Source organism: Flavobacterium johnsoniae (assembly GCF_030388325.1).
GTDB classification, from domain to species: domain Bacteria; phylum Bacteroidota; class Bacteroidia; order Flavobacteriales; family Flavobacteriaceae; genus Flavobacterium; species Flavobacterium johnsoniae_C.
In genome coordinates this window covers 2,937,523-2,956,773 of record NZ_CP103794.1, presented here as the reverse complement: position 1 = coordinate 2,956,773, position 19,251 = coordinate 2,937,523, and the positions used below count along the sequence as shown (strand labels likewise).

Sequence of the window (19,251 nt, the reverse complement as noted above, 5' to 3'; positions counted from 1 at the left end):
AAAAATATATTTTAAAAAATAGCTGTCATTTTATTTGGCAGCTATTTTTTTTATTATTTACTTTGTGCCTCAAAGTACTTTAAATTATACTTTATGAAAAAGAAAAAGTTTTTATTTCCTCTGGTTACTTTTATCTTAAGTTTTGCATGTGCGTTATTTGTCGCTATCAAAGTTTTTCCTAATAATCCGTTTACTGGAAATAAATCAGAAAAAACAGTTGCAGGTAAATTTAAAGACGGCGATCTGATTTTTCAAACTTCAGAATCAAAACAATGCGAAGCGGTGCGTATTGCAACAAATTCAAAGTTTTCGCATTGCGGAATTATTTATGATATTAACGGAAAATGGTTTGTTTTTGAAGCTGTTCAGCCCGTAAAACTGACTCCAATTGAAGATTGGATCAAACATGGAAGAGATAATAAATATGTGGTTAAAAGATTAAAAGATGAAAGCGCTTTAAACTCACAGATTATAGAAAAAATGAAACAATACAGTCAGCAATTTGATGGCAAAGAATACGATGCTTATTTTGAATGGACAGATAATAGAATCTATTGCTCTGAATTGATTTGGAAAATTTACAAAAATGCTGCTGGAATTGAATTGTCAAAATTGCGAGAATTGAAAGATTTTAATTTAAATGATTCCCGAGTTCAGAAAATACTAAAAGAGCGTTATGGAAATGATATTCCGCTAGAAGAAAAAGTAGTTGCTCCTTCCGATCTTGCCGATTCTAATTTATTGAAAACTGTAATCGATACTTATTAAATTATAAATTAAGCTAGTGAACTATTTCTAGCTTTTTTATTTGTCATTTAACTTTGAAATTCAAAGAACTTTTAAAATATATTTATGAGAGATTTTTTAATTGAAAAACTGTACGAATGTTCTAAGAAACCCTATCAAAAATATTTCAAGAAAAATGAACCTTGGAATATTGATAAATTTAAATTAATGAATTATCCTGAAGAAAGTTTAGGATTTGGTTTGGGTAATTTTCTCTTCAAAAATCATTTTGATATTCAGGAAAAACTGGAAGATCACGACATTATTCATGTTTTAACAAATACAGGCGTTTCAGTTTACGAAGAAATCGGAATGCAGTATTATTTATTCGGAAACGGAAAAAGAAGTTTGTATTTGTATATGGTAATTTTAACAGGAACTATTTTTTATCCGAAGCGGATAAACTATTTCATTCTACAATATAAACGCGGAAAAAATGCCTTTCAGTTTCATTATTTGGACTTTTCGAAAATGTTATTAATTCCGATTCAAACTATCCAGCAAACTTTTAAAATTTAAAATCATGAAAACGATTCATAAACCTTTTGAAGAAAAACAATCTATAGAATTAGCAATTGGCACTTTTATAATAAGTACACTCTTATTTCTGCTTTATATTATTTCTAAAGAAAATTCTATTGTTTTTGTTATTGCGTGGCCGTTTGCTTTGTTTTCAATAATTGTAAACTTGATAATGTTTGTTCATTTGGCTGAAAGGTTTCTTCATTTACCGCTTCAGCGAAAAGATATTGCTGTAAAAATCATTATTCTGGTTTCAAATATTCCAATCACGTTTTTTTATTATTTGATTGTGATGAAGCTTTAAACACAAATTATAAAATCTCTTAGAATTGATTAAAAAACGATTATTACATTCTATAAGTATTTCATCCCTCTGGGATTCTTACTTGACAATAAAAAACAATCACAAACAATCCGTCCATAAAAGTTTTTGCTTCAGAGAAGCATAATATTTATAGAAAACAATTATACAAAGCAGAAAAACTCCAGCGGAGCGACATAATTATTTTCTGTTTATTTGGGATTATTTCTATGAAAAAAAGCTGTCAAAAATGACAGCTTTTGTATGTTGATTTTAGAAATCTTAATTTGCTTTTTTAATCTCGATTCCGTTTTGATCTAACAAATACATTAATGTAGTCATTGTTGCCGCACCAAGTTCTAATTCTCTTTTATTGATTGCATCAAATTTATCGTTTGCTGCGTGGTGATAATCAAAATAACGTTGAGAGTCGGGTTTTAGACCTGCTTTTACAATGGCTTGAGAAGTTAAATGACTAATATCAGAACCTGCATGTCCAATTGTAAAACTGTGTACTAAATAAGGCTCAAAAAGATCTTTGTAAGCTTGGATCTTTTTCAAGTTAACATCATCTGCTTCAATTGAGAATCCGCGTGGTGAGAATCCGCCTGAATCACTTTCTAATGCAAAAATGTGGTTTTCTTTCTTTTGCTTAGAAACTTCTTCATATTTAGCGCCACCTTTTCCGCCGTTTTCTTCGTTCATAAACAAAACAACACGAATGGTATTTTTAGGCTTGTAGTTTAAGTTTTTCAAAATACGAATAACTTCCATACTTTGCACCACTCCTGCTCCATCGTCATGAGAACCATCTGCTAAATCCCAAGAATCTAAGTGCCCTCCAACAACCATAATATTTTCTGGTGTTACAGTTCCTGTCAATTCTCCAATTACGTTATAAGACAAAGCATCTGGCAAAGTTTCGCAAGATTGTTTGAAATAGAATTTCAAAGCAGGATTTACTTTTAATGATTTACTCAATAATTCTGCTCCATTTGTACTAATTGCAGCAGTCGGAATATATTGTTCTTTCGGAAGATCGCCATAACTCTGAGCGCCTGTATGAGGAAAATCGTCTAAACGTAAATTCATAGAACGAACAATTGTTCCCACTGCTCCTAATTTTGCAGCTTCTTTTGCTCCAGCATATCTTTGATCTACACATGCTCCGTAAGAGGTAAAAGTTTCTATGTTTTCAGGATTCATTGGTCGGTTATAAAACACAATTTTTCCTTTTACCTTATCGGCTCCTAATTCTGTCAATTCTTTAATTCCTTGCACTTCGATAATTTCTGCTGTAATACCCGTTTTTGGAGTTGCTACGGAACCTCCTAAAGCACAAATTGGAACGACAGTTTTCTCTTTTCCATTTAAAATATAAGCTGTTTCTTTTTCTCCGCGAACCCAATGAGGCACCATAACTTCTTGCAGATACACTTTATCAAGTCCTAAACTTTCTAATTGTCTTTTAGTGTAATCAACTGCTAATTCTGCTCCTTTAGATCCAGATAAACGAGCACCAATATCGTTAGATAAATATTCTAACCAAGTATAACATTTTGCCTCGGTTAATGCCTTTTTATAAAATAATTTGATGTTTTTTTCATCGTTTGTCTGAGCAAAAGATGTCAATCCGTTTAAAACTAAAGCAGTTAAAAGAATCGTTTTTTTCATAGTTTGTGTAGTAATTTTGGAGTTTAATCTGCTATTCAGCATATTCACAAAGGAACAAAATTTCAGACAGTTCGAAAGCTTTTTCTTAAACCTTTTCTCAAAAAAAACTCCTATTACAAATTCTTCAATTTGCAACAGGAGCTTTTACAGATTCATCAAATAAAAATTATTTTACTTCGATAATCTTATTTTTTGATCCAATACCATTTTCATTAAAAGGCTCAATGGTGAAATAATATTTTGTTCCTTTATCTAAACCTCTAAAATCATAACTATTATCGCCGTAAACCATAATGCTGTTGTATAATTTATCTGGCGTAATTCCGTAATAAATATTATAACCAATTGCATCAGATTGTTTTTTCCAAGAAATCATTGCGTTTCTAGAATCGGCTTTATTTCTATCAACTTTAAAAGAAGCAACTGCTTTTGGTTTTGCCGCTAATCCGTTTCCAAAAACTCTAAAATCTGAAATCGCAAATAAACCTGAAGCGTTATGAATGTTTTCCATTTTGATATAACGCGCTTTAAAAGGCTTTGTAAGCTCTAAATAATCGTGAGGCGCATCTTTATCATTTTTAGATTTATCTACAACCAAAGTCCAATTTACAGCATCATCAGACATGAATATATTGTATTGGTAATAAATGTCCATTGCTTTATTATACTGTGTTGCTTTATGATCTGCGTAATTAATTTGCAAAGCGTTTATTTCCATTGGTCTTCCTAAATCCATTTGGAGCCATTCGCCTGGATTGCTTGTTTTTGCAGACCAGTAAGTTTGGATGTTTTCATCTGTTAAATTTTCAGGTCCGTAGCAGAATTTTTCATATACTTTTTTTCCGCCGTTATCCATTCTGTGTGTTTCAACTTCCATACATTCTTCAGAAGAAGAAACAGTTACAGGCTTTTTATAAGAAAGTAGCATCCATCCTGATGAAGCGCCTTTAGTTTGATCACGCTCACTTGTTGGCAAAACAATTGGAAAATCTCCGTAAGAAGTAATCGAATACATTACATCATCTTTATCAAATCCAGCTGGAAACATATCAATGCGACGCTCAAAACGGTCTTTGATTGAAATTTTACAAGTTCCAGTGTTCCAATAATTTCCGTAATTATCTGCAAAAGTATTTCCGTGTCCAGCACCAATTACAAATCCGCCCGGTTTATATGACATCGGATTGTGTTTTTGATAGGTAAAAGGTCCAAGCGGGTTATCTCCTACGTGAACACCATTTGCATAACCTTTAAACTCGGTTGCTGGTGCGCCGTATTGCATATAATATTTTCCGTTGTGTTTTGTCATCCAAGCTCCTTCAATAAAATTTCCCCAAGGTGCTGGTTCCATATCATTATTTGGACCAAAACGCTCCCAGCCGTGAGCAGAAGGATCTAAAATTGCCACTTCTTTAACTTGTCCATAAACTTTCTGAATATCTTCTACTTCAGTTGCTTTATACAATTCTGCATAATCAGCCTGATTTCCTTTTGGAAGCCAAGTATTGTAATCAACTTCTACTCCAACAAGAGGCAATTTTCCGCTTGAACCATAGTACATGTATACTTTTTTATCATCGTCCTGAAAAATCGCAGGATCCCAAGTTGGAAGCATTGCTTTGTCTACATGACGTGTCCATCTTCCAGATTTTGGATCAGCAGTTTTCCAGATTGGATGATCTCTTTTCCAAGTTGAACCAACGTAAAATAAAGTATCATTAACAACCCAAGCCGCAGGCGCGCACTGATCGTCATCGCCTGGTTGTCTCTGGAAACTTCCGTAAACGAAGTTCCAATCTGACATATCTTTACTCCAAAAGAAACCTGCTTGATTTGTTGCAAATAAATAATATTCGCCTTTATAAGTTATAATAACCGGATCTGCGCTAGAACGACGAGAATATGGAATTCCATTATGATTATAAGTTGTATAGTTGTAACCAATATTTATTGGATTACAATATGTTGTTGCGGGTTTATTAGGATCAAACCACTCAGTTTTACCTAATTTTTGTGCCGATAGATTTTGATTGAATAACAGCGTTATCAAAAAAATTAGCAGCGTTAAATGTTTACATATTTTTTTCATGGTTAGATTTTAAGTTTATAAAGTCTAAAAGATTATTTTTTTGCCTGTAATCTTTCCTTTAAAAGTTCGGGTTCATTTGTTGTGATATAATTGAATTTATGTTCAATAATCCAATCCATATCTTTCACTTCGTTTACAGTCCAAGCATTTAGAATAATCTTATTTTCTTTTGCTTCCTGAATCCATTCTGGATGTTTTTGAAATACAGAATAATGATAATCAACGCCATTAATCTTATCAGCTTTAACTTCTTTTGGAGATTTATTTCCTTCTAAATATTGCAAAGAAGTTTTTAGATCTATTTCTCTGATTTTCTTCAGAATATCATAATCAAAACTGATGTAGCAGGTATTTTTATTGGCTTTTAATTTTTTAATGGTTTCGACTGTTGCTACAGCAGTTTTTTGTCCTCTTTCTTTACTTAGTTCCGAAGGTTTTATTTCGCAGACTAAAAGAGTATGTTTATTGTTTTTAATTCCCGCAGAAATGTACTCGTATAATGTTGGAAGTTTTTCTCCGTTAGAAAGTTTGAATTTTATCAAATTAGCATAATTCGTTTCTTCGATAAGTAATTTATTGTAATGCGCGTCGTGGTTAATTACAAGCGAATCGTCTGCTGTTCTCCAAACATCAAATTCTGAACCTGGCAATTTTAAATCAATTGCATATCTTAATGCAGCAATTGAATTTTCTGGAAGATTATTCTTTTTCCACGCTCCGCGATGCGCTACAATGGCATTTTTTTGAGCATTACAAGATGTGAAAGCAATCAGAAATGCCAGACTCGATATTTTAAAAATATTCATAATAATGTAGTTAAAAAATTACAAAAAAGATTTTTGATTTTAAAAAAAAGCCCTTCGCTAACCAAACACGCGAAGGGCTAATTACTAATCAATAAACCAACTATTTAGTTAACTCAAAACTAACTTTCTTATCGGCGTTTGAATTTCCTCCAACGAAAATATCAAACTGCCCAGGCTCTGCTACAAATTGTAAATCAGAGTTATAAAATTTTAAATCCTCTACAGTAATATCAAAACTTACTGTTTGTTTTTCTCCTTTTTTAAGAGCAATTTTTTGGAAACCTTTTAATTCTCTAACTGGTCTTGTTACAGAACCAACTAAATCTCTAATGTATAATTGAACTGTTTCTTTTCCGTCAAAATTTCCAGTGTTTGTTACATCAACTGTTACTTTTAATTTTCCTGATGCATTCATTTTATCAGAAGAAATTTTGATGTTTGAATAATCGAAAGTCGTATAACTTAAACCAAATCCGAATGGAAATAAAGGCTCGTTTCTTTCATCAATATAATTTGATCTGAATTTTTCGAATTTTCCTTCTGTGTTAGAAAGTGGTCTTCCTGTATTTTTGTGTGCATAATAAATTGGCAATTGACCAACACTTCTTGGGAAAGTTGAAGTTAATTTTCCTGAAGGATTTACATCTCCAAATAATACATCAGCAATAGCGTAACCTGCTTCTGTACCAGCAAACCAAGCATTTAAAATTGCAGGAACTGTTTTTTCTTCGTCAGTAATTACTAAAGGACGTCCGTCAAATAAAACTAAAACAACTGGTTTTCCTGTTTTTAATAAAGCGTTTAATAAATCTTTTTGCGCTTGTGGAATTTCTAAGTTTGTTCGGCTGCTTGATTCTCCACTCATTTCTGCAGATTCTCCTAAAGCGGCAACAATTACATCAGATTGTTCGGCAACTTTTAAAGCTTCAGCTAATAAATCTTCTTTTGAACGTGAATCGCGGTGTAATGTTTTTCCAAACATTGTAGCATTAGTTTCAAAAGTTTCATCGTAATCTAAGTTACTTCCTTTTGCATATAAAACTTTTGTTCCTGCTCCTGCTACTTCTTTGATTCCTCTTAATAACGAAACTGCATTTTCCATTTTTGTTGCGACACTCCAAGTTCCTGGCATGTTTTCTTTCGCGTCTGCTAATGGTCCGATTAAACCAATAGTTCCAGATTTTTTAAGAGGCAACAATTGGTTTTGATTTTTCAATAATACTAAAGATTGTGTTGCAATTTGACGAGCTTCTTTTCTGCTATCCATTGTAAAGATTTCAGTTTTTGCTCTTTTCTCATCACAATATTTATATGGATCTTGGAATAATCCTAAATCATATTTTGCTTCCAAAATAAGTCTAACCGCATTGTCAATTGTTTCGATAGAAACTCTTTTCTCATCTAATGACCTTTTCAAAGTCCCTAAGAAGCCTTCTCCAACCATATCCATTTCAACTCCAGCATTTAATGCTAAAGCAGAAACATCTTGAAGATTCCCCATTCCGTGTTCGATCATTTCAGGAATTCCTGTAAAATCTGTTACTACAAATCCTTTGAAACCCCATTGTTTTCTTAAAACGTCAGTCATTAACCATTTGTTTCCAGTTGCTGGAATTCCGTCAACTTCGTTGAAAGAAGCCATAACTGAACCTACACCAGCATCAACAGCTGCTTTGTAAGGAGGAAAATAGTCATTGAACATTCTGATATGGCTCATGTCTACAGTATTGTAATCACGTCCACCTTCAGGAGCTCCATATAATGCAAAGTGCTTTACACAAGCTAAAATGGAGTTGTTTTTAGAAAGATCGTGCTGTTGGTAACCATTTACCATTGCTTTGGCAATTTGTCCTCCTAAGTACGGATCTTCTCCAGAACCTTCAGAAACTCTTCCCCAACGTGGATCACGAGAAATGTCTACCATTGGCGAGAATGTCCAATTGATTCCGTCTGCACTTGCTTCTTTTGCAGCAATCTGCGCACTTCTTTCGATCAAAGCCATATCCCAAGTACAAGACAATCCTAACGGAATTGGGAATGTTGTTTCGTAACCATGAATTACGTCCATACCAAAAAGCAACGGAATTTTTAAACGGCTTTTCTCCACCGCAATTTTCTGTACTTCCTTAATTTTTTGAACTGATTTAATGTTGAACAAACCACCCACTTTACCTTCAGCAATATTTTTTGCCACATTTGAGCTGTTTGCCTGCCCTGTGGTAATATCACCAGATGTTGGCAAGTTTAACTGACCCAATTTCTCGTCTAAAGTCATTTTTGACATTAACTCCGCCACAAATTCAGACTTTGGTTTAATTTTTACTGTGTTTTTAGCAGGCTTCTTTTGAGCATAACCCAAAACCGCGCATCCTAAAAAAAGCAAGACTAATTTGTTTTTCATGTTTATTTAATATTTGTTTTTAATCGGAACATGGAATCACTTTTCTTCGTTCAGTTTTTCATTTGAATCAAAGTGATTTCATTCTATTCTATTTATTTGTTTGTATTCGTTTTTTTCTGCTGAAACATCCAGTCGTAGATTTCTTGATTATCATACACTCTTGTCCAGCTGTCATGATTTGCGTCATCAAAAATGGTCAGCTTTACATCTTTCGCATTGCATTTTTTCAATTCTTTGTAAATCGTGATGGCATAATTTACATTCACCACATCATCAAGCAATCCGTGAAAAATTCTGGTCGGAATATTGGCTATTTCACAAGCGTGCTCTAACTGAATTAAATCTACAAAACCAGCGACAGGTACGTTTGCTGCAAATAGATCCGGATGTGCAAAAGCCAAATTCCACGAAGCCCAACCTCCTGAGCTCAAACCAGTAACATATATTCTATCTGAATCGATTTTATTCTCTTTTTGAATTTTTAAAATCAGCTGATAAATTGATTCTATATCCCAGTTTTCATCTTCTTTACATTGTGGAGCCAGAACATACGCATCTAATTGGTGCGTTTTTAAATACTTAAAAGGTCCATTTATTTTAACCTTTTCAATATCAGTTCCTTTTTCTCCGTCACCAGAAATAAAAACAATCAATGGCTTTTTTTCTTTGGTATTCGCTGGACGATGCAACGCATATCCCAACTCGTATTTGGACATTATAACGGTATTAATTTTTCCAGTTATTTCACTTTGTGAAAATCCAAATACTGTAAATAATAAGACAAAAAGCGTGATTCTAAATTTCATTTAAAGACAATTAAATTCCGTATTTACCAGAAGTAAATCCAAGTTTTTTCAAACCTTGTTTTGTATCTGATGCATTCATAAACAGTTTCCATAATAAACCTGTTCTATAATTTTCAATCATAGGAGCAATAGTTCCCTGATCAATTGCTAAATATCGTGGTGTTACCCAATTATATTGTGGTGAAATAGCATCATATGGTCCTGCTATTCCAACATATTTTGCTCTATTTTCATCATATAAATAATGTAAAAACTTCATTGATTCTACAGGTGTATATGGAAAAGATGAAAGTGCTGCAGTCGGAGAAATTACTCCATTGTCATTGTTTGGCTGATGCGCTGTATACCCCGTTGTTCCGTCAGGATTACGAGTATAACTTGCCGTTAATCCCCAACATTTATCTGAATAATCTTTAAATCCTTTTGGATTAGCAACACTATATTGAACCATGATTTTCGCATGGTTTTGTGTCAATTGCCAGTAATCTGCATATTTATCTTTTAGATTATTTGGATCTAAACCTAAGTAAGAATAATGCGACCAAAACATTGGTCCAACATTTCCAACTGCTCCGTTGTAACTTAAGACAACTGGAATTCCGTATTGAACACCTCCATTTACAATAGCACCACTTCTCGCCCAAGCTTGGTGATATGCTTCTGCAGAAATTGGATGTGTTGGCGATGAAGCTGCCATTACATAAGTAATTAAACATTCATTATAACCTTCAAGTTTGAAGTTCATATCCCAACCATAATTTGGTGACCAGTGCCAATACAATGCGTTTTCGCCTCTTGTATACCAATCCCATTCTACACCTTTCCAAAGTTCATCAGCTTTAGCTGCCAATTCTTTTTCAGTTGTACTTCCGTTTTTAAAGTATTCTCTAATCGTAATTAAAGCTTGACAAACAAAAGAAGTTTCTACTAAATCTCCACCGTTATCTTTTGTCCCAAATGGTATAACTTTTCCAGAAGTATTGTCCATCCAATGTGACCAAGCACCGTGAAATCTATCTGCTTTTTCTAGGAAATTTAATGCTGTTGAAAGTCTAGAAACAGCTTCAGCTCTTGGCAAAAAACCTCTTTCTACCCCTACAATTATACTCATTAATCCAAATGCAGAACCTCCAGTAGTTATAATGTTTGACTCAAAATTTGGATCTTCTGTAAGATATCTTTCTCTTGCCAATTTTGAATTTGGATCAGCATATTCCCAAAAATATTTTATTGCATCCTTTTGAACTTGATCCATTGCTTCTGTATCTGTTAACGGCTTTGTTGGCGTTGTTGGATTTGTTGGCAATGGCGTGCCTCCTGTATTTCCTCCTTCTGGTGAAGATGAAGAACATGAACTAACAGCACTTAAAAACATTATAATATATAAACCTAACTTCATTTTATCAATTTCTATAATTATTAATTAAAACATACACCTGAATTTGCATCAGGTGTATGCTTAAAACTTTATCTTTTATCTTTCTCTAATTTATAAAGAGCAGTAACTTCTGGATCTGTAAGAGCAGAATCGTAAATTCTGAATTCATCCATTAATCCAGTATAATGTAGCATCCATCCGTCAGGATTTCCCCAAGGAGCACCTAAATGCTGTTGGTACCCTCCAATAATGAATTTTGAAACTTCAGAGCTAGCTAATTCTCCTAAAGGACCACCACCTGTTGCTGGATCACTTGCATTTCTTTTTGAAATAGAAGTTGGCAAAACTAGTTTTTGACCATCAACATACAAACTATAAGTAGAACTTGTTCCGTTGTATGACCAAACTACATGTTTCCAAGCACCAAACATATTTGGTAAAACGTTTGTGCCTCCATGTTCAATAAATTGACCCGCCCACGGAATACTTGGTGTAACGTCTCTTTGAATGTGATTTTTCATCAGCATTGTTGTTGCTGGACCTGTTCCTTCAATAAGAGTAAAAATATTACCCCAGAAATCTGTTTTCTTTGGAAGCATATACAATGACTGTGCTCCTCCTGTATGCGGATCAGTTTTGATCCACATAGAAACAGTAATATTCTTTAAGTTTACAATAGAATTTGCAACATTATTGTAAGCAATAAAAGAAGTTGTAGAGCCTTTATAAGCAGTACCTTTTACACCAGTTTCATAAGAAACATTTGTTCCTGTTCCGCCAGTAATTGCACCTTTAGAATCTTCAATTGTTCCGTCGAAACTAAATTTAGAAACCAAATGTGTAGCTGCAACTTCATCAGAATTCTCATATCCGCCAATTGACTCGTATGGAATTGGACTGTTAGTTTTATCTATACTATCCTCACAGCTTACAAAAATTTGCGAAGCTAAAGCTAAAGAAAGTAATAAAATAGATTTATTTTTTTTCATTTTAATTAGATTTAAGAATTAGTAACCAGGGTTTTGAGCTGATAAACCGTCTGCTTGTTTAATGAATGTTGCCGGAATAGGGAATAATTCATTTTTGCCTTCAGTAAATGTTTTTCCATCTACTGCAAAAGCTGCTTTCGCTTGACCTGTACGCACTAAATCAAAAAATCTATCGTGCTCAAAAGCCATTTCTACTCTTCTTTCTTTCCAGATTGCAATTCTAACATCTGCTTGTGAAGCTGCTGGAGTATTTCCTAAACCTGCTCTGTTTCTAATCTGATTCAACAATGGAATAGCTTCTCCAGTTTGACCTAATTCGTTTAATGCTTCAGCTTTCATTAGTAAAACTTCAGCAAATCTCAAATACTTAATATCAACATCTGTTTCCCATGCATCTGTGTATGCTGAAGAATACGCTTTATAGTTGTATCTTTCGTTTTCAACTGTATTAGGTACAACTCTTCCATCGTATAAAGTTGAACCTCTAAAAATGATTGTTGCTGCCTTTCTAACATCTCCAGCTTCATAAGCATTTACTAAACTTTGAGATGGCGTGTTGAAGCCCCAGCCCCATCCTCCAGTACCACGAGCACCTTGAGTATTAGAATATCCTTCGATTCCTTTTGCAGGTATAGCACCTTGCGCGTAGATTTCGAAAATAGATTCAGAATCAAATTTTCCAGTTGCTCTAAACATTGAAGCGTAATCAGCAACAAGAGAATAACCTGTTACTTTGTTAGCGTTATCAACAACTTGCTGCCATTTTTTCTGGTACAAACTTACTTTTGCTAATAATGCATAAGCAGCACCTTTTGTAACTCTTGATTTTTCATTAGCAGAATAAGCTCCTTTTTCAGGTAATGCTGCAATTGCATCATTTAAATCGGTTTCGATAAAAGCATAAACTTCAGCTGCAGTTTTACGTGTTAACTGCATAACTCTGTCAGCTTCTGAACCAGGAACTGGCAAATGATCTACAATTGGAACACCTCCGTAACATTTTACCAAAGTGAAATACATAAATGCTCTTAAAAACTTAGCTTCTCCAGCTAATCTGTTTCTTAAAGATGCATCTACTTTATCTAATTTTGGAAGCATATTTAAAGCCTGATTACATTTGTTGATTCCATCGTAATTGGCAATAAAAGTACTCTCTGCAGAAGGATTAGAGGCATTATAAGTTAATGCATCCAATACATCTTTATCTGTTCCAGTATCTCCAGGAGAAGAACCTTTATCAGCATCATCAGAAGTGATACTTGAAAGTCCAATCCATCCGAAAGAGGTCATGTCCCAATTTAAAAACTTGTTGTAGATTGCTGTTACAAACTGGGCCGCCCCTGCTTCATTATTAAACAGTTCTGTATCGTCTGTCGAAATAGATTCTGTTTGATCTACATCTAGATAGTCGTCTGCACATCCTGTAAAGAACAATGATGATAATACAAACGTTGCTATATATATCTTTTTCATATTATTAAAATTTTAAATTAGCACCAATTACAAATGATCTTAAAGTTGGATAAGCATCCAGCTCTACTCCTTGAGTTCCATAAGGATTACCGTCTCCGTTTAACTCTGGAGAAAATCCTGAGAATTTTTGTGTAATAAATGGGTTAATTGCATTTACATAAATTCTACATGCAGAAATAAAACTGTCCGATTGTAATGGCAATTTGTATCCTAATGTAATGTTGTTAATTCTAAAGAAATCACCAGACTCTAAATAGTATGTAGAAGCAACTGGCACTTGATTAAATGGTGCTGGATTTGAAGCTGTTGTATTGTTTAACGTCCAGAAATCTGTAGCCAATGAGTTTTCAATGTTTTCACCAGAGAAACGTTGTGCTTTTTTACCGTTGTATACTTTTGCTCCAGAAGTACCGTATCCATCAACAGAGAAATCAAAGTTTTTGTAAACAAATCCTAAAGAAACTCCATAGTTAGATTTTGGTAAACTTGAACCAACATATTTTTTATCTGCTGTAGCGCTTAATGCATCTTGAGTTACTTTATCTCCCGCCGCATTATAGTATAACATTTGTCCGTTTGCAGGATCAAAACCAGCATATTCATAGATGTAGAAACTTCCTAATGGCTGACCTACAGTAGTATTATCCAATAATTTTGTGTCTTGACCATTTCCTAATCCACCACCAATAACTGGAGACAATACTACATTTTTCAAACCTGTAAGTTCGTTTTTGTTGTTAGAAAAGTTACCACCGATATAGTAGCTAAAGTTTTCTCCAATTTTATCATCCCAACGTAATGAAATCTCATAACCTTTATTAGATACTTCTCCAACATGAGCAGGAGATGCAGCCGTAATTCCAGATGTGAAATAAGGTTTAGTATTTAAAATTACATTGTTTGTATTTTTATCATACACATCAAAAGATCCTTTTAATCTGCTGTTTAAGAATTCGAAATCTAAACCTACAGAAGATTCTTCTGTAATCTCCCAAGATAAACTTGGATCAATTTGTGATGTAATTGTAGTTCCATCAAGCAAGATAGAACCTCCTAAATATGCATTAAGTCCTGAAGTATATCCTTGACTATTAAGTGGTACATTTTGATTTCCTAATTTACCCCAGCTTCCTCTTAATTTCAATAAATTGATTCCTTTAGAATCTGCTAAGAATTTTTCTTTAGAAATTACCCATCCAGCACCAAGCGCAGGGAAAGTTCCCCAACGGTAGTCTTTTGCAAAGTTTGAAGATCCGTCACGTCTTACAGTTCCAGTAAATAAATATCTGTCTAATAATTTATATTGGAAACGACCTAAGTAAGAAGCCAATTTAGTTTCGTTAAAAACCTCATCTTTATAACTTACAATGTTTGTAGCATATTCATTATCCTTAAGAGCCCAGTAATTAGAATCTGAATTCACATTCTTTCTTACTATTGTCAATTTTTCTCTTGCTCCCTTAACGTATGTTTCAATACCTGCAGTAACTTCTACATCATGGATTTCGGCGAATACTTTGTTGTAAGTCAAATAATTTGACAAACTCCAGTTATAATATTGCTCTCTTCCTTTTGTCAATGAATTTATATTAGCATTTGGAAATAATGTTTCATATTCACTTGCTTGTCTATCTGGATTTGCAGCCACCCAAATATTTTTAGTATCACTGAAATTATAATTTTTCCAAGTATAGTACTCACCATTAAATTGTGAAGTAAATTTTAAAGAAGGTAAAATTTCATAATCTAATTTTAAACCTCCTTGTAAAGTAATACTGCGTTGTTCTTCGTCAAAGAAATCAAGTTGAGCGACTGGATTTCCAACGTTATTAATTGCAGATCCTGTTTCATTTGCAAAACCATTGTCTCCAACACGCGCAACTCCGTATTTTCCGTCAGGAAAAAATACTGGAACTACAGGAGATTGTTTGTAAGCATTTGTAAAAGCTGACAAAGGTTTTGGAGTTGATTTTGTAGACGTTAAGCTGAAGTTTTGAGTTAATGTCAGTTTTTTAGAAATTTTGTATTCATTGTTATTTCTAAAAGTAGTACGTCCGAAATCTAAACCGTTTAAAACAGCTTGTTCAGAATAATTACCTAAACTGAAAAAGTATTTTACACTTTCCGTTGCTCCAGAAACAGATACGTTATTTTGAGTATAACTTCCTGTTCTTGTAATTTCGTCAAACCAATCTGTATTAACAGGCTGATCCTGAGAGTAAGTTGTAGATTGTAAAGCTGAATTAGTGTAATGAGCATATTTATTACTTCCAGCCATTTTTACTCTTTTAAGAGGTGTTCTTACACCACCAAAGCTTTCAACCTCAACAGAAACTTTATCACCTTTACCTTTTTTAGTGGTAATAATGATAACCCCGTTTGCTGCTCTTGTACCATAAATAGCTAATGCAGAGGCATCTTTTAAGATGTCGTAAGAAGTAATATCGTTTGCATTAATATTATTGATGTTTTCTGTTGCCATACCATCAACAATATATAATGGTGATCTACCTCCTAAAGCAGTACCCAAACCTCTAATTACAACAGAAGGTGTGCTTCCTGGTAAATCTGAAGCAGTTACTTGCACCCCAGCAGCTTTACCTTGAATAGCTTGAGAAGCATTAATAACTTTAGTTTTTGTGATATCTTCTGCTTTAATAGAAGAAATTGCAGTAGTATTATCTACCTTTTTTCTAGTACCGTAACCAATAACTACTACCTCTTTTAAAGCGGTATCACCCGATTCTTTTAAAGTAATTGTCATTGCTCCTGCCGTTGCTGGTACAGAAACAGAGTCAAAACCAAGCATGGAGATTTTTAAGGTCTCTCCAACTTTAGCATTAATGGTAAAATTACCATCGAAGTCGGCATCAGCAGAAGTTCGAGATTCTGAAGCGCTAATAATAGCACCCGGAACCCCCATTCCACTACTGTCTAATACTTTCCCTTTAATTGCTTGTGCCTGCCCCATCATATATGTAGGCAGCAACAAGAGTGCTAAAAAGCTAAAAATAAAATTTTTCATACAGTACGTAATCGTTTAAGTTAGTAGAGCCAAATTAAACAATTACAACGTTGTAGTACATCAAATACCACTACAACATAGCTACATCATTATGTTAAATTTTACACTTAAACAAATCATAATCAACACTTTAAATGTTAATAAAATTCCTTTAACATATCATTATGATGTAGCAATGATGTATCGTAATTATATAAAAAATGATATTAAAAAATACAAAATATGTAAAAAACAAAATCAAAACTTACAGAGTTAATAAAAATTTCGACAGGTTTTCGTCTTGTGTGAGGTTTAATTTCTTTCTTAAACGATATCTATGCAATTCTACACCTCTAAAAGAGATGTTCATCATAGGTGCAATTTCCTTAGAAGAAAGGTTCATTTTAAGATAAACACACAGTTTAATATCTTTTGGAGTCAAGTGTGGATATTTTTTAGAAAGATTAATAATAAACTCGTTGTGAATTTGATTTAAATTGGTTTCAAATATTTCCCACTCGTGTTTATTCACTTCATTAATCTTGATAGCTTTTTTGATTTCGTTTTTAAGTTTACTAAAATCTTTCTCCGTTTCTAAAATTGTTTGAATTTTATCAATCATTTCTGTCTGTTTGGCAATTGACAGCGATTTACCAGCAACTTCAGAAGATTTTGTTTGCAGTTCTAATTCTAAGATATGTTTTTCGTATTCCTGAATATTAAGTTCATTCTCTTTCTTCAATTCCATTTCTAGAATTTCTCTCTGATGTTTTAATTCTTCTGCCTGCAATTTTAATTTTTGCATATAACGAAGTTTATTCCATTTATAATAAAAGAATAAAACTGCACCAATAATCAATAAATAAAGAAGAATCATCCAAAAAGAAAAATACCAAGGTTCTGCCACTCTAAACTTATAAGACAAAACTTTATCGTAAGTTGCGCCATCGTGTTTGAATATCTCAACCGAATGATAACCGCTACTTAAATTATTCAGAATTATTAATCCATCAGAAATTGGCACAAATTCTCTACTCTTATCCAACTTGTAAAACAAGTTTGGCTTACTTGCTCCATAAATTCCAGAAATAACATTAATCTTTAATTCGGTATTGAATTTTATTTTTGATTCATTCGGAATTAAAACATCATTACTAAAAGCTTCTAATTCTACTTTCGAATTTTGCTTATTCTCATATTGAAGTTTTAAAGAAATAAATCCGTCATCGAGATTAAACAAATAGTCATTTGCGGTTTTAAAAATTCTCAAATTTTCATTGATCAATTTTCCCTTATAATATTTTTCCTGAATGATATTCCAAATAAACTTATTTCCTTCAGCATAAATGTGATATAAAATTCCATTTTGCAAAACCATAAAATGATCTTCGTCTATAGAAACAATATCTGTTACATTTTTAAAGCTCGCATTAAATAAATCATTTTCCTCTAATTTATTAGAAATCGAATTGTAAGTATACCAGACATTATTAATCAAAAAGAGAATTTCTTTTCTAAACTCAAAAATCTTTATTCCAAAATCGTTTTTTATTTTACTTTGCTGTGTAACATTTTCTACTTTTAAAGTATTGTAATTGTCATCTAATAAAACACGGTACAATCCGCGATAATTATCGGCAGCCCAAATTTCATTCTTTTTATTTTGGGCAACATATTTAATAGGTTTTGCAAGATCCTTAATCACTTTATATTGAGATAAATTTGAAGGATTATCATAAACTAAAATACCGCTGTAAGTAGATTGAAAATAAGTATTGTTTATACTGCTTTTTGACATATTCCAACCTCCACTAACTCCGTTAATTTTGGTTAAAGTATTATTTTCATATGAAAATGTACCGTCGTTATGACCTATAATATATTTACCATCAATAAGCGAAATATTCCAGCCCTGCCCTTGTGTATTAGACATCATGTTGAATTTTCCTGCACTATATTCAAAAATACCGTGATTTGAAGCAATCAAATACCCTTTATTGATTGTTGCAACGGCATAAACAGATCCTAAAATACCCGAATTGTCATAAAAAAAGGAAATTGGAGAATTGACCTCAACATGAGCAATACCGTTATCTAGACCAACCCAAAGATCATTCTCTTTATCAAATCCTAAACTCAAAACCGAGTTATTCATTAAAACATTGTCACGTTCAATGTTTTTATACGAATTGGTTTTTAAATCTAAAATGATAATACCACGATTTCCAGTTCCGATAATCAGTTTTTCTCCTTTAATAAATTTTGCAACATTTATTGTTGCAGATTTCAGCATTTCGTTTATCGGATTGTCCCAACTTTTTAAACCGTTTTGGTCCACAACAAAAACTCCTTTTTTTTGTGTAAAGATGTAGGTTTTGTTCTGGTATTTTTCGATGGCATGAACAACAGTTTTCTTTAAAACATCCCAACCTTTTGGATTAGCGATGTATTTGTCTTTCATTTTAAAAATTCCATCCTGAACAGAAGCAACATATAAGTTTTGATCTACAGCAAAACAGTATGAAATAAGGAATGGAAATTTAATTTTCTCAATTGATTTTCCGTTATAAATAAAAACATCATTGAAAGATTGAAAATATAGCGAACCATTGAACCTGAAAATTTTCCAGATTTCTTCATTGTCTTTTTCATCAAACAATCTCAGATTTTTGGTTATCGAAACATAATGCATTGTTCCGTCTTTTCTGTACCAATAACCAAATTCTTTATAAGAACCAGAATAGATTTTATCGCCTTCAATTAAAATTGAACGAATTATAGTTTTGTTTGGAAGTGTATATTTTTCCCATTTTACACCATCGTAGCGAAGTAGATAATGGTTGTTTGCAAAGTACATGGCATCGTCTTTTCCTTGCACGACATTCCAGATTTGATTATCACCCTGATAATCTGATTTGCTGTAATTTTCGACAAATGGAAGTAATTCTTGTGCTTGAAGCTGTAAAGCAATGAAAAAGAAGAAAACTGATTTTAAAAGTATCGATTTCAAGATATGTGGTAT

At 33.0% G+C, this 19,251-nt stretch carries 13 protein-coding genes; 3 read left to right on the top strand and 10 right to left on the bottom strand.

Translation table 11 applies throughout. From position 1 onward, the window contains the following. Positions 1 to 93: 93 nt before the first annotated feature. From NYQ10_RS12855 to NYQ10_RS12845, 3 genes are all read left to right on the top strand, one after another. Complete coding sequence (locus tag NYQ10_RS12855) at positions 94 to 768, top strand: YiiX family permuted papain-like enzyme (RefSeq protein WP_289876727.1); 675 nt, start codon at positions 94 to 96, stop codon at positions 766 to 768. Positions 769 to 852: 84 nt separating this feature from the next. Beyond that, positions 853 to 1,305, top strand: a complete 453-nt coding sequence (locus tag NYQ10_RS12850) for a hypothetical protein (RefSeq protein ID WP_289876726.1) — start codon at positions 853 to 855, stop codon at positions 1,303 to 1,305. Positions 1,306 to 1,309: 4 nt separating this feature from the next. Next, positions 1,310 to 1,612 carry a hypothetical protein gene (locus tag NYQ10_RS12845; RefSeq protein ID WP_289876725.1) on the top strand — a complete coding sequence of 101 codons (303 nt, stop codon included), beginning with the start codon at positions 1,310 to 1,312 and terminating at the stop codon, positions 1,610 to 1,612. Between the two features lie 279 nt (positions 1,613 to 1,891). Here NYQ10_RS12845 and NYQ10_RS12840 read toward each other — a convergent pair whose 3' ends face one another. The 10 genes from NYQ10_RS12840 to NYQ10_RS12795 form a co-directional block, all read right to left on the bottom strand. Further along, on the bottom strand, positions 1,892 to 3,283 hold the full coding sequence (locus NYQ10_RS12840; protein ID WP_289876724.1) for a M20/M25/M40 family metallo-hydrolase: 1,392 nt from the start codon (positions 3,281 to 3,283) through the stop codon (positions 1,892 to 1,894). A 166-nt stretch (positions 3,284 to 3,449) separates the two neighbouring features. Beyond that, positions 3,450 to 5,372, bottom strand: a complete 1,923-nt coding sequence (locus NYQ10_RS12835; protein WP_289876723.1) for a discoidin domain-containing protein — start codon at positions 5,370 to 5,372, stop codon at positions 3,450 to 3,452. Positions 5,373 to 5,404: 32 nt separating this feature from the next. Beyond that, positions 5,405 to 6,178 (bottom strand): glycerophosphodiester phosphodiesterase family protein, encoded by a 774-nt coding sequence (locus NYQ10_RS12830; RefSeq protein ID WP_289876722.1) that lies wholly within the window; start codon positions 6,176 to 6,178, stop codon positions 5,405 to 5,407. A 100-nt stretch (positions 6,179 to 6,278) separates the two neighbouring features. After that, positions 6,279 to 8,579, bottom strand: a complete 2,301-nt coding sequence (bglX, locus tag NYQ10_RS12825) for a beta-glucosidase BglX (RefSeq protein WP_289876721.1) — start codon at positions 8,577 to 8,579, stop codon at positions 6,279 to 6,281. A 92-nt stretch (positions 8,580 to 8,671) separates the two neighbouring features. After that, positions 8,672 to 9,385, bottom strand: a complete 714-nt coding sequence (locus NYQ10_RS12820; RefSeq protein ID WP_289876720.1) for a prolyl oligopeptidase family serine peptidase — start codon at positions 9,383 to 9,385, stop codon at positions 8,672 to 8,674. A gap of 10 nt (positions 9,386 to 9,395) precedes the next feature. Then, positions 9,396 to 10,784, bottom strand: coding sequence for a glucoamylase family protein (locus NYQ10_RS12815; protein ID WP_289876719.1), 1,389 nt, complete (start codon positions 10,782 to 10,784; stop codon positions 9,396 to 9,398). A 68-nt stretch (positions 10,785 to 10,852) separates the two neighbouring features. Then, positions 10,853 to 11,752 carry a LamG domain-containing protein gene (locus tag NYQ10_RS12810; protein WP_289876718.1) on the bottom strand — a complete coding sequence of 300 codons (900 nt, stop codon included), beginning with the start codon at positions 11,750 to 11,752 and terminating at the stop codon, positions 10,853 to 10,855. A gap of 18 nt (positions 11,753 to 11,770) precedes the next feature. Beyond that, on the bottom strand, positions 11,771 to 13,225 hold the full coding sequence (locus NYQ10_RS12805; RefSeq protein ID WP_289876717.1) for a RagB/SusD family nutrient uptake outer membrane protein: 1,455 nt from the start codon (positions 13,223 to 13,225) through the stop codon (positions 11,771 to 11,773). A gap of 4 nt (positions 13,226 to 13,229) precedes the next feature. Beyond that, on the bottom strand, positions 13,230 to 16,250 hold the full coding sequence (locus tag NYQ10_RS12800) for a SusC/RagA family TonB-linked outer membrane protein (protein ID WP_289876716.1): 3,021 nt from the start codon (positions 16,248 to 16,250) through the stop codon (positions 13,230 to 13,232). A gap of 244 nt (positions 16,251 to 16,494) precedes the next feature. Beyond that, the gene (locus NYQ10_RS12795; protein WP_289876715.1) at positions 16,495 to 19,239 is read right to left on the bottom strand and encodes a helix-turn-helix and ligand-binding sensor domain-containing protein; all 2,745 of its coding nucleotides are present in this window, start codon (positions 19,237 to 19,239) and stop codon (positions 16,495 to 16,497) included. Positions 19,240 to 19,251: the final 12 nt, after the last annotated feature.